The 11,592-nt window shown below is 72.6% G+C and carries 9 protein-coding genes; 6 read left to right on the top strand and 3 right to left on the bottom strand.

Features of this window, described 5'->3' with window-relative positions; translation table 11 throughout:
- Positions 1 to 367 precede the first annotated feature (367 nt).
- Both ACZ4Z3_RS12920 and ACZ4Z3_RS12915 read right to left on the bottom strand, forming a co-directional pair.
- Positions 368 to 2,785: an MFS transporter gene (locus ACZ4Z3_RS12920; protein WP_468501003.1), complete on the bottom strand. Its 2,418-nt coding sequence runs from the start codon at positions 2,783 to 2,785 to the stop codon at positions 368 to 370.
- 189 nt (positions 2,786 to 2,974) lie between these two features.
- On the bottom strand, positions 2,975 to 3,418 hold the full coding sequence (locus tag ACZ4Z3_RS12915; RefSeq protein WP_055541330.1) for an SRPBCC family protein: 444 nt from the start codon (positions 3,416 to 3,418) through the stop codon (positions 2,975 to 2,977).
- Between the two features lie 210 nt (positions 3,419 to 3,628).
- On the opposite strand from ACZ4Z3_RS12915, the gene ACZ4Z3_RS12910 reads away from it, so the two are divergent.
- The 4 genes from ACZ4Z3_RS12910 (at position 3,629) to ACZ4Z3_RS12895 (ending at position 7,450) form a co-directional block, all read left to right on the top strand.
- Positions 3,629 to 4,672 (top strand): Rv2578c family radical SAM protein, encoded by a 1,044-nt coding sequence (locus tag ACZ4Z3_RS12910; RefSeq protein WP_468501002.1) that lies wholly within the window; start codon positions 3,629 to 3,631, stop codon positions 4,670 to 4,672.
- Positions 4,673 to 4,834: 162 nt separating this feature from the next.
- Complete coding sequence (locus tag ACZ4Z3_RS12905) at positions 4,835 to 6,406, top strand: alpha/beta hydrolase (RefSeq protein WP_468501001.1); 1,572 nt, start codon at positions 4,835 to 4,837, stop codon at positions 6,404 to 6,406.
- Positions 6,407 to 6,462: 56 nt separating this feature from the next.
- The gene (locus ACZ4Z3_RS12900; protein WP_468501000.1) at positions 6,463 to 6,861 is read left to right on the top strand and encodes a RidA family protein; all 399 of its coding nucleotides are present in this window, start codon (positions 6,463 to 6,465) and stop codon (positions 6,859 to 6,861) included.
- A 40-nt stretch (positions 6,862 to 6,901) separates the two neighbouring features.
- Entirely contained in the window at positions 6,902 to 7,450 is a 549-nt protein-coding gene (locus ACZ4Z3_RS12895; RefSeq protein ID WP_468500999.1) for a GNAT family N-acetyltransferase, read from the top strand.
- A gap of 102 nt (positions 7,451 to 7,552) precedes the next feature.
- Here the strand turns inward: ACZ4Z3_RS12895 and ACZ4Z3_RS12890 are convergent, their stop codons facing one another.
- Complete coding sequence (locus tag ACZ4Z3_RS12890; RefSeq protein WP_468500998.1) at positions 7,553 to 8,128, bottom strand: adenylosuccinate lyase; 576 nt, start codon at positions 8,126 to 8,128, stop codon at positions 7,553 to 7,555.
- A 367-nt stretch (positions 8,129 to 8,495) separates the two neighbouring features.
- On the opposite strand from ACZ4Z3_RS12890, the gene ACZ4Z3_RS12885 reads away from it, so the two are divergent.
- On the top strand, positions 8,496 to 10,310 hold the full coding sequence (locus tag ACZ4Z3_RS12885; protein WP_468500997.1) for a 3-hydroxyacyl-CoA dehydrogenase family protein: 1,815 nt from the start codon (positions 8,496 to 8,498) through the stop codon (positions 10,308 to 10,310).
- Between the two features lie 160 nt (positions 10,311 to 10,470).
- Positions 10,471 to 11,280 carry a TetR family transcriptional regulator gene (locus tag ACZ4Z3_RS12880; protein ID WP_468500996.1) on the top strand — a complete coding sequence of 270 codons (810 nt, stop codon included), beginning with the start codon at positions 10,471 to 10,473 and terminating at the stop codon, positions 11,278 to 11,280.
- Positions 11,281 to 11,592 lie beyond the last annotated feature (312 nt).

Below are 11,592 nucleotides of genomic sequence, written 5' to 3'. Positions count from 1 at the left end.
CACGGCTCGCTGGCTCGCAAGATCTGCTGCGCCTTCACTACCGTACGGCGGCGTAGCGTCGCGAGGTGTGCCAATACGGGAATTGACCACCCGGAGCCTCCGGCGCACAACCGGGCACGCGTTCGGCGCCCCTGCGACGCGCACGCCCTTCGACGCGTATGCCCCTTCGACGCGTATGCCCCTTCGACCGCACGCCCCTTCGCCACACGTGCCCTGCGGCACAGGGTCCAGCACCGTCCGGCCCGGAGTCGCCGACCGCCGTCCCGCCCGCGCGCCGCACCCGCCGCGTCCGGGCGGCCGGCCCGGACGCCCCGATGCCCTGGTCGGCGTCCGTCCCGCGTCACAGGCCCTGCGTCGGCCCCGCGTCTCAGTCCGCGTGCCCCAGGTGCAGGTCCCGTGCCGTCGGGTCGCCGCCCGCGACGCGGAGGACCGTCGCGACCGGCGGATATCCCGTCGCGATCACGGTGTACTCGCCGACGGACAGGTCCTCGAACCGGAAGGTGCCGTCGGCGCCGGTGGTGAGCTTCTCGACAACGTTGCCCGTGGCGTCGAGGAGGGTGACCCGCGCGTCCTCGACGGGGCGGCCGCCATCGGCGCGGACCGTGCCCTTCAGGACGGCGCCCCCGGCGAGCTCGATGTCCTGCCGGGTCTCGCCGGCGGCCCGCACGGTGACGGGCAGCGCGGCGGGGCGGTGGGAATGGGCGCCGGCGGCGAGGGTGTACTCGCCGGCCGGCAGATCGCTGACGGCGTACTCGCCCAGCGCGCCGCTGCGGGTGGTCACCACGACCTCGCCGTGCACATCGGTGAGGGTGACGGTCGCGTCGCCCACCGGCCGGCCGTCCGCCGTGCGCACGGTCCCGGTGAGCCGCCCGACGCCGCCGAGCACGATGTCGACCTCGACGGGGCCTGCCCCGACGGTCACGCTCACCGCCTGCGGCTGGTGGCCGCCGGCCGCCGCGATGATCAGGTAGGGCCCCGGTCCGGGCGTGGACAGCGCGTACGTCCCGTCCTCGCCGCTGCCGCCGCGCCCCGTCGGCCGGCCGACGGCGTCGATGAGGGTGAGCGCGGCCCGCGGCACCACGGTGCCGTCCTGGTGCCGCACCGTGCCGCACAGCGAGACGGCGGGGGTGGCCGGGGCGGCGCCGGGGTCGTGGGCCGAGGGGTCCTGCGGACCGGGGACGGGAGGCGTGGGCGCGTCGGGGACCGGTACGTCGGGGGCCGCCTCCTCGGGCACCTCGTCGCGCGGGACCAGCGGGTCGCCCTTGAGGAAGAGGGCGACGAGGAGCCCGAGGACGAGCACCGGCGCCAGGTACAGGAAGAGGCGCGGCAGGACGTCGGCCCAGCCCTCGGCGTAGGCGGCGCGCAGCGGGGCGGGCAGTTCGTGGACGGGCCCGGCGGTGAGGAACCGGGGGTCGGTTCCGCCGTCCGCGCGGGCGGGCAGGCGGTCGGCGAGCCGGGCCGTCAGCAGCGTGCCGAGGAGGGCGACGGCCACGCTTCCACCGAGTTGCCGGAGGTAGTTGCTCGCGTGGGTGGCGGTGCCGACGTCCTCGGGCCGTGCGGAGTGCTGCACGGCGAGGACCAGGACCGGCATCACCATGCCGATGCCCGCGCCCAGCAGGGCCGTCCAGAGGCCGAAGTGCAGCCGGGGCGTGTCGGGCTCCAGGCGGGAGAGCAGCCACATTCCGGCGGCGGCCAGGGCACTGCCGAGGACCGGGTAGGTCCGGTAGTGCCCGGTGAGGCTGATGAGCCGGCCGGAGACGACCGACGCGGCGACGATGCCGGCCGTCATCGGCAGCATGAGGACGCCCGCCTCGGTCGCGGAGGCGCCGTCGGCCAGCTGGAGCCAGGCGGGGAGATAACTGGCCGCCCCGAAGAGCGCGGCGCCGATGACCGGCCCGACGAGCCCGGTGACGACGAAGACCGGGTCGCGGAACAGCCGCAGGGGGATGAGGGGATGGGCCGCGAACCGTTCGACGACGAGGAGGAGGACGGTCGCCGCGACCGCGCCGGCGCCGAGCCCGAGGACGACCCGGGAGTCCCACGCGTGGGCCGTGCCGCCCAGGCCGGCGGCCAGCACCAGGCAGGTCGAGGCGACGGCGAGCAGCAGCGCGCCGACCACGTCGAGCCGCCGCCGGGGCCTGCGGGGCTCCCTGCGCGGCGACTTCAGGGCGAAGGCGACGACGGCGAGGGCCAGCAGCCCGACGGGCACGTTGGCGTGGAAGCACCACCGCCAGGAGAGGTGGTCGGTGAGGTAGCCGCCGAGGAGCGGGCCGGTGACGGAGGCGAGGCCGAACACGGCGCCGACCGCGCCGAGATACCGGCCGCGGTGCCGCTCCGGCACGATGTCGGCGACGATCGCCTGGACGCCGGTCATCAGACCGCCCGCGCCGACGCCCTGGAGCGCGCGGAACGCGATGAGCTGGTCCATGGTGCGGGACCAGCCGGCGAGGGCCGAGCCGGCGAGGAAGACGACGAGCGCGAACTGGAAGACGCCCTTGCGGCCGTACAGCTCGCCGAGCCTGCCGTGGACCGGCAGCGTGACGGTGGCGGCGAGCAGGTACGCGGTGACCACCCAGGACATCCGGTCCCGGCCGTGCAGTTCGCCGGCGAGCCGCGGGAGCGCGACGGCCACGGTCATCTGCTCCAGGGCGGCGAGGAGCAGCACCAGCAGGAGGGCGCAGAACACCGAGCGGACGCGGCCGTTGCCGAGCGGTGGGGGCGCGGCGGGCGGCGACGGCGCGGGGGCGCTGGCCGGTTCGTCCTTCAGCAGTGTGGTCGCGCTCATCCGTACCGCTCCCCTCGTGGCACCTACCGCACAGTTCCCGCGTCAGGCGGCAACTGCCGGTAAGGGCCACGAGTTACGGCGTCCCGGGGAGCGCGACGGAGATCCACTCGAACCGGTGAGGGGCGCAAGGCGCGCCGGTGCGCCGCCCGTTGGGCCGGGCCGCGGGGGCGGCGGGGTGCTTCGGGGCGCCTACTTCTCGACCTCGGCGGCGAGGTTCGCGAGGACGGCGTCGTAGATCCGGCCGAGGCCCTTGGGGGCGAAGGTCCGCTCGAAGAAGCCGCCGATGCCGCCGGCGCCCTGCCAGGTGGTGGTGACGACGACGCGGGAGCTGCCCTCGCCGGCCGGGGTGACCCGCCAGACGGTGACCATGGAGGAGTTGCGGTCCTTCTCGACGAGCTCGCCGTCGGAGGGCTCGGTGACCTCCAGAAGGCAGTCGCGGACGCGCTTGCTGGTGGCCTGGAGCCGCCAGTGGACGAGGGTGCCCTCGCCGTCGCCGCCCTCGCGCACCTCGTACTCGCTGAAGTGCTCGGGCAGGAGCTTCCCGCGCGTGCCGCTGTAGTCGGCCAGGGTGTCGAACACCGTCTCCGCGTCCGCCGCGACGACTCGCTCCGTCGTGGCCTCGACCTGCGCCATTGCACTTCCTCCAGCACTTGGTAACTCGGGGATGTGCGGAAAGCCAACCACCACCCGGCCGGACGGCCCAAATCGGGGGGCCGCGAGGGCGGTGGGCGGCCCGCGGGGGATCCCTCCCGGCGAGACCTTCACACGACGTTCGAAAGCCCATTCGCACGATCATGGGAACGTCTGTTCTATTCTGAGGGCAGAGCAACCGAGGAGGCGTCCATGCGCTGGGACCATCTGGCCGAGAACCCCGCCACGGCCCGGGACGCCGCGCTGTTCGGCGCGGAAGCGGTGACGACGCGCACCTTCGACACACCCGAGTTCCGGGGCATGACCTTCCACGAGATCCGGGCGAAATCGATCGTGAACCGGGTCCCGGGGGCCTCCCGGATGCCGTTCGAGTGGACGGTGAACCCCTATCGGGGCTGCACGCACGCGTGCGTCTACTGCTTCGCCCGCAGGACCCACAGCTATCTGGACCTGGACACGGGCCACGACTTCGACTCCCAGATCGTGGTGAAGGTCAACGCGCCCGAGCTGCTGCGCCGCCAGCTCGCCTCACCGCGCTGGCGCGGTGAGCACATCGCGATGGGCACCAACGTGGACTGTTACCAGCGCGCGGAGGGCCGCTACCGGCTGATGCCGGGCATCATCGCCGCCCTGCGCGACCACGCGAATCCCTTCTCCATCCTGACCAAGGGCACGCTGATCCTGCGCGACCTGGACCTCATCCGACAGGCCGCCGAAGTCACCGAGGTGGGCATCTCCGTCTCCGTCGGCTTCACCGACCAGGAGCTGTGGCGCACGGTCGAGCCGGGCACACCGGCGCCGGAGCGCCGCCTGGACATCGTGCGGGCCTTCGCCGACCACGGCATCGGCTGCGGGGTGCTGATGGCCCCCGTGCTCCCCTTCCTCAGCGACCACCCGGACCGGCTGCGCGACACCGTCCGGGCGATCGCGGCCTCCGGGGCGACCTCCGTGACACCGCTGGTGCTGCATCTGCGGCCGGGCGCACGCGAGTGGTACATGGCCTGGCTGGAGCGCCATCACCCCCACCTCGTGCGGCGTTACGAGCGGCTGTACGCGGAGGGGGCGTACGCCCCGAAGTGGTACCAGCGGCAGGTGACCCGTCAGGTCCACGAACTGGCCGAGGAGTTCGGCATGGGGCCCCGGCGCGCGGGGCTGCCCAGGAGACTCGCTCCGGCCGAGCCGGCACCGGCGGAGCAGGCACCGGACACGACGCCCACCCAACTGACGCTTCTCTGACAGCACATCCCTGACCGGTTCGGGGTCATCCGGGCGCTCCTTCATCGCCGATCGGGTCAACATATGACAGACCGGGTTCTTCCGCGCCCTCATTCCGGGACGATGCGACCAAAGGCCGTGGTGTGCACGGCTCGACATCCTCCGTCCTGGGAGACCTGACAGATGAAGAAACGCGCGACCGCCCTGTGCGGTGCCGCCGCTGTGCTGGCCGGGATGGTCACGGCGGTCCCCGCCGACGCGAGCGGCGGCTCCGCGGCCGCCCCGGTGGCGAAGCTCTCCTGGAAGAAGTGCGCCACCAGCGCGTATCCGACCCTCCAGTGCGCCTCCCTGAAGGTGCCGCTGAACCACGCCGACCCTCGGGGCAGGAAGATCACGCTCGCTCTGTCGCGCGTGCCGCACACCGCGAAGAAGTACCAGGGACCGCTGCTGGTCAACCCCGGTGGCCCCGGCGGCAGCGGACTCACCCTGGCCGGCTACGTCGCCTCCTCCCTGCCGAAGAAGGTGGCCGCGCGGTACGACGTCATCGGCTTCGACCCCCGCGGCGTCGGCGCCAGCAGGCCCGCCCTGAACTGCCGGCCGACCCAGTTCGCTCCGGTGCGCCCCAACTCCCTGCCGGACACCGGCAGGACGGAGAAGGCGAATCTGAAGCGCGCCGAGGACTTCGCCCGGGCGTGCGCCGCGAAGTACGGGGACGTGCTGCCGTACATCGACACGGTGAGCGCCGCCGAGGACATCGACACCGTCCGCGCCGCGCTCGGCGCGAAGAAGATCAACTACTTCGGGTACTCGTACGGCACCTATCTGGGCGCCGTGTACGCCAAGCTCCACCCGAACCGGGTACGGCGCGCGGTGCTGGACTCGGTCGTCGACCCCACCGGGGTCTGGTACGAGAACAATCTCCAGCAGGACCACGCGTTCGACGACCGTCACCGGGCGCTGATGGCCTGGATCGCCAAGCACCACGGGACCTACCGGCTCGGCACCGATCCGCGGAAGGTCGAGGGCAAGTGGTACGCGATGCGGTCGGCGCTGGCCAGGAAGCCCGCGGACGGCAAGGTGGGCGCCTCCGAGCTGGAGGACACCTTCATGCCCGGCGGGTACTACAACGGCTACTGGCCCGACCTTGCCGCCGCGTTCGCGGCGTTCGTGAACAAGAAGGACGACGACCCGCTCGTCGAGGCGTACGAGAACTTCGCCGCCGTCGACACCGCGGGCGCCAACGGCTACAGCGTCTACGCCGCGGTGCAGTGCCGTGACGCGCACTGGCCGCGGGACTGGGACCGGTGGCGTGACGACAACTGGGGGGTGTACGCGAAGGCGCCCTTCATGACCTGGAACAACGCCTGGTACAACGCGCCGTGCGCGTTCTGGCCCACGGCGTCCCTCGACCCCGTGGACGTCTCCAACGACGCGCTGCCACCGGTCCTGATCCTCCAGGCCACCAACGACGCCGCCACCCCGTACGAGGGCGGTGTGATGACCCATCACCTGCTGCGCGGCTCCAGCCTGGTGGTCGAGCAGGGCGGCGGGAACCACGGCATCTCGCTGAGCGGCAACGCCTGTCTGGACCGGCATCTGGCCGCCTATCTGACCGACGGCACGGTGCCGCGCGGCACCGGCGAGGCCGACGCGGTGTGCAAGAAGCAGCCCGACCCCAAGCCGCGGAAGGCCAAGGCCGCGTCCGCGCCGTCACGCGGCTCGACCCTCCACGGCCTGCTGGGCTTCCGGAGTTGAACCGCCCCTGACGGCCCGTCGGGGGCGCTGCCACCGCCATGGTCCAGGATGGGGTCATGAGTGAACTGACCAGGATCGCCGCCCCCGACGGTGTCGCCCCCGCCGCCCAGTACGCGCATGTCGTGACGGGCACGGGTCGCTTCGTGGCCGTGTCCGGCCAGGTCGCGCTCGACGAGGACGGCGAGCTCGTCGGCGGGGGCGATCCGGCGGCGCAGGCCCGCCAGGTCTTCGAGAACCTGCGGCGCTGTCTGACCGCGGCCGGGGCGACCTTCGACGACGTCGTCAAGCTCACCTACTTCGTCACGGACACGGCGCACCTCCCGGCGATCCGCTCGGCCAGGGCCGAGCACATCCCCGACGACAGGCTCCCCGCATCGTCGGCGGTGCAGGTGACCGCGCTCGTCCGCCCCGAGTTCCTGCTGGAGGTCGAGGCGTTCGCGGTGCTCGGCGAGTAATCGAAAGGACCTCCAGCCGGCGCACACCTAAGGTGCCCTCATGGATGATCTTCATGACCTCCGTGTCCGGCACATGGCGCTGACCGACTGCCGTGCCGTCGCCGAGATCCGGGTCGGCGGCTGGCGCACGGCCTACGCGGGGCTCGTCCCGCAGGCGTACCTCGACGGGCTGGACGTGGCCGAGGACGCCGAGAAGCGGCGCGGGACGCTCCTCAAGGCAGGCAACCCGGTGGTGAACCTGGTCGCCGAGCGCGCCGGGGAGGTGCTCGGCTGGGCGGCGTACGGGCCGTACCGGGACGGCGACATCCGCACCGGGGACGCCGAGTTGTACGCGATCTACGTACGGCCGGGCCGTCTCGGCGGCGGCGTCGGCGGTGCGCTGCTGCGGACCTCGCTCGACCGCTGCCGGGCCGCCGGGTACCCCCGGGTGTTCCTGTGGGTGCTCAAGGAGAACGCCCGGGCCCGCCGTTTCTACGAGCACCACGGCTTCGCGCCGGACGGCGCCGAGGAACCGTTCGAGGTGGACGGGGTGGAGATACCGGAACTGCGGTACGCCCTCCGGCTGGAGCCCGGCGAGCACACTCCCTGACCGGTCCGGGCAAGCGCGTGACGCCATGCCCCCGCCGATCCGCACGCGGGTGCGTCTCCCCCTCCGGTCAGCGCCCGCCGGGGGCGGCGGCACCCCCGGGCGTCAGCGCTGTCTCGGGATCCTCGCCAGGGCGCGCACCGCGGCCTCCGCCAGCGCCGGGTGGGCGAGCGCCTCGCTGAGGACCCGTCTGGCCCGGGTGTCGCCCAGCGCCCCGAGGCCCTCCACGCACGCGAGGGCCACCCGGCGGTAGGGGTCGTGCGGGGTGAGCCGGCGTTCGAGGGTGGTGATCAGCGCGGGCACGGCCTCGGGCGCGCGGAGCTCGACGAGCAGCCGGACCGGGTGCAGGGCGTAGGCGACGCGCAGCTCGTTGGTGGCGAGCGCGGCGGCCGCGCGGGCGGTGCGCGGGTCGCCGAGCCGGGCCAGGGCGTGTGCGGCCGAGGCGCAGCGGGGCGGGTCGCGGTGGTTGAGGAGCAGGACGAGCGCCTCGAAGGCCCGCCGGTCCCTCGCCACCCCGAGCCGGAAGGCGGCGACCTCGCGGGCCCACAAGGGCTGTCCGGGCTCGGTGAGCACGGAGGCCAGCTCGTCGGTGTCCTCGATGGCGAGGAGCCGTTCGCAGCCGGCCGATCCGCCCGACTCGTTCCGCACACGCTCCGTGAGCGATCGCAACGCTTCGTCCATACCGTCGAGATTACGGGCGGGGCTTCCCTTCAGGGACCTACATCACAAAGACGGGGGCTGGCGCGCTCGTTACCCACCGGTTAAGCTCAGACGAGCGAGTGACCCACTCGTATTCGCTTCGACGGTCTGGTGACGCGGCCGTCGTGAGCGCAGTCGGTTCGGTACGCGCAGTACCGCAGTGCGACTCGGCCTCGGGACAGGGCCGGTCGGTTCAGCCGTTCCCCCTGGGCGTGTGCACGCCCACGGCGGCGGCACCGGGCGTGTGCGCTCGCAGCCCGGCAGCACCCGCACTCCACGCGCTGGTCGCGCCCTCGTCGGCGCACCCGGGCGCTTCCTCAGTCGTCACCCTCATCCCTGGAGTCCCGCGATGGCCACTCCCGTTTCCGACTCGCCCCTGTCCCCGCAGTCCCCTCTCACCACGATCGCCGTCATCGGCCTCGGCACCATGGGCACCGGCATCGCCGAGGTGCTGACCCGGGCCGGCCGCGAGGTCATCGGCATCGACATCAGCGAGGCGGCCGCCGCCCGTGCCGTCACGGCGCTGGAGTCCTCGACGGAGCGTGCCGTGGCACGCGGGCGGATCACCGAGCGGGAACGCGGTGACGCCCTCGCCCGCTTCCGCACCTTCACCGACCTGCGGGCCGCGGCCGACGCCGACCTGGTGATCGAGGTCGTCCCCGAGTCGTACGACATCAAGCAGCAGGTCTTCCGGGAGCTGGACGCGATCGTGCGTCCCGAGACGGTGCTCGCCACGGGCACCAACGCGCTCTCGGTCACCCGGCTGGCCGCCGACTCCGCGCACCCGGAGCGGGTGCTGGGGCTGCACTTCTTCAACCCGGCGCCCGCGATGAAGCTGGTCGAGGTGGTCTCCTCGGTGCTGACCGCGCCGCAGGCGGTCACCGCCGTCACGAACCTCGCGCTCGACCTGGGCAAGGAGCCCGTCGCGGTCGGCGACCGGCCCGGATTCGTCGCCGACGGGCTGCTGTTCGGCTACCTCAACCAGGCCGCCGCGATGTACGAGGCCAAGTACGCCTCCCGCGAGGACATCGACGCGGCGATGCGGCTCGGCTGCGGTCTGCCGATGGGCCCGCTGGCGCTGCTCGACCTGATCGGCGTCGACACCGCCCGTACGGTCCTGGACGCCATGTACGCGGCCTCGCACGACCGGCTGCACGCGCCGGCGCCGATCCTCAAGCAGCTCAGCGAGGCGGGCCTGACGGGCCGCAAGTCGGGGCGCGGCTTCTACACCTACGAGGCGCCCGGCTCGGCCACCGTCGTGCGGGACGCTCTGACGCCGCTGGAGGGGGTCGCCACGGTGCCCGGGCGCACGGTCCGCTCGGTCGGTGTGGCGGGCTCCGGGACCATGGCGTCCGGGATCGCCGAGGTGTTCGCCAAGGCCGGCTACGAGGTCGTCCTGGCCGCGCGCACCGAGGAGAAGGCACAGGCCGCCAAGGCCCGTATCGGCAAGTCGCTTTCGCGGTCGGTGGACAAGGGCCGGATGACGGTCGAGGCCGCCGCCGAGACCCTGGACCGGATCACCCCTGCGGGCTCGTACGACGCGTTCGCGGACGTCGATCTGGCGCTGGAGGCGGTGGCGGAGGACCTGGAGGTCAAGCGGCAGCTGTTCGCGACCTTCGACAAGGTCTGCAAGCCGGGGGCGATCCTCGCCACCACCACGTCCTCGCTGCCCGTCGTGGCCTGCGCCCGCGCGACCTCGCGCCCGCAGGACGTGATCGGGATGCACTTCTTCAACCCGGCGCCGGCGATGAAACTGGTCGAGGTGGTCCGCACGGTCCTGACCGCCGAGGACGTCCACGCCACCGTCCGCGAGCTGTGCGGCGCCATTCGCAAGCACCCGGTGGACTGCGGCGACCGGGCCGGATTCATCGTGAACGCCCTGCTGTTCCCGTACCTGAACAACGCGATCAAGATGGTGCAGGAGCACTACGCGACGCTGGACGACATCGACGCGGCGATGAGGCTGGGCGGCGGCTACCCGATGGGTCCGTTCGAACTGCTGGACGTGGTGGGGCTGGACGTCTCGCTGGCCATCGAGAAGGTCCTGCACCGCGAGTTCCGCGACCCGGGGCTCGCCCCCGCGCCGCTGCTGGAGCACCTGGTGGCCGCGGGCTGCCTCGGCCGCAAGACCGGCCGCGGCTTCCGCGAATATGCCAAGCGCTGAGCGGCCGGGCGACTGGTTCCACGAGGGCACGGACTGGGGCGGACTGCTCTCCCCGGGCGGCCGGTCCGTGCCCTCCGGCACCCGTACTCCCCCGCCCGCGCGGGGCAGGGGGATCGGTGGACCTGCGCACTCTCCTGCGCGGATGCAGTACGTTCGGGGCATGTCCCAGCCCGCCAAGTCCTCACGTACACCAGCTACGCCCGACGCGCCGGAGAGTGCCGCGGGCAGTCGTGCCGCCGCCCAACGGCTCAAGATGCGCCGGGAACTGGCGGCCGCGGCCATGGAGCTGTTCTCGACCAAGGGGTACGAGGCGACCACCGTCGACGAGATCGCGGCGGCGGCCGGTGTCGCCCGCCGCACCTTCTTCCGCCACTTCCGCTCCAAGGAAGAGGCGATCTTCCCGGACCACGACGACACCCTGATCCGCGCGGAGGCCGTGCTCAACGCGGCACCGGCGCACGAGCACCCGCTCGACACGGTGTGCCGGGGCATCAAGGAAGTCATGAAGATGTACGCGGCGCGGCCGGAGATCTCGGTCGCCCGCTACAAGCTGACCCGTGAGGTCCCCACCCTGCGGGAGGCGGAGATCGCGTCCGTCGCCCGCTACGAGCGCCTCTTCACCCGTTACCTGCTGGGCCACTTCGACGAGCACGCCCATGTCGACGACGGCAACGACGACCCGCTGCTCGCCGAGGTGGCCGCGTCGGCGGTCGTCACCGCCCACAACCACGTCCTGCGCCGCTGGCTGCGCTCCGGCGGTCAGGGCGACGTGGAGACCCAGCTCGACCACGCGTTCGCCATCGTCCGCAAGACCTTCGGCACCGGCATCGGCGCGGGCCGTTCCATGAGCCCGGAGCCGGCCGCCGCGACGGCGTCCACCCACGGCGAGGTCCTGGTGACCGTGGCCCGCACGGACGCCCCCCTGGACGAGGTCATGCGCACGATCGAGGAGGCCCTCCGGGACCGTTGACGGCTCCCGCGGGTCTTCGGAGCCCCTCTTTACTCATCGGTAACTGTGATGACGGCCACCCCATCGGGTGGCCGTTTTGGCATGTCAGAGGCCCTTTTACGACCCCCTCTGATCGATCATCGCTCAACTGTTACGTAAAGATTTCACCTGAGCGAACTTTCTGGCACTCGGTGCCTTGCGAGGTGACACGGCGTGCCATACGTTGATGGTGTCCGGGCGGCCGGCGAACAGAGAACTCCGTACGCCGACTGTCCCCGCGAGCCACGTGCCCGCGCGTCCGGACGCCTGCGTCACAGGCACCCTTCCGCGCCA

Source organism: Streptomyces sp. NPDC030296 (assembly GCF_055572815.1).
Note: the sequence above shows the minus strand (reverse complement) of the source record. Positions and strands in the feature narration are given on the sequence as shown.

Bases quoted from the DNA above. Each gene is read 5' to 3' on its own strand.
- ACZ4Z3_RS12900 (WP_468501000.1), top strand. From the start codon at position 6,463: ATGAGTGAACTGACCAGGATCGCCGCCCCCGACGGTGTCGCCCCCGCC.
- ACZ4Z3_RS12920 (WP_468501003.1), bottom strand. From the start codon at position 2,785: ATGAGCGCGACCACACTGCTGAAGGACGAACCGGCCAGCGCCCCCGCG.
- ACZ4Z3_RS12890 (WP_468500998.1), bottom strand. From the start codon at position 8,128: ATGGACGAAGCGTTGCGATCGCTCACGGAGCGTGTGCGGAACGAGTCG.
- ACZ4Z3_RS12880 (WP_468500996.1), top strand. From the start codon at position 10,471: ATGTCCCAGCCCGCCAAGTCCTCACGTACACCAGCTACGCCCGACGCG.
- ACZ4Z3_RS12895 (WP_468500999.1), top strand. From the start codon at position 6,902: ATGGATGATCTTCATGACCTCCGTGTCCGGCACATGGCGCTGACCGAC.
- ACZ4Z3_RS12885 (WP_468500997.1), top strand. From the start codon at position 8,496: ATGGCCACTCCCGTTTCCGACTCGCCCCTGTCCCCGCAGTCCCCTCTC.
- ACZ4Z3_RS12910 (WP_468501002.1), top strand. From the start codon at position 3,629: ATGCGCTGGGACCATCTGGCCGAGAACCCCGCCACGGCCCGGGACGCC.
- ACZ4Z3_RS12915 (WP_055541330.1), bottom strand. From the start codon at position 3,418: ATGGCGCAGGTCGAGGCCACGACGGAGCGAGTCGTCGCGGCGGACGCG.
- ACZ4Z3_RS12905 (WP_468501001.1), top strand. From the start codon at position 4,835: ATGAAGAAACGCGCGACCGCCCTGTGCGGTGCCGCCGCTGTGCTGGCC.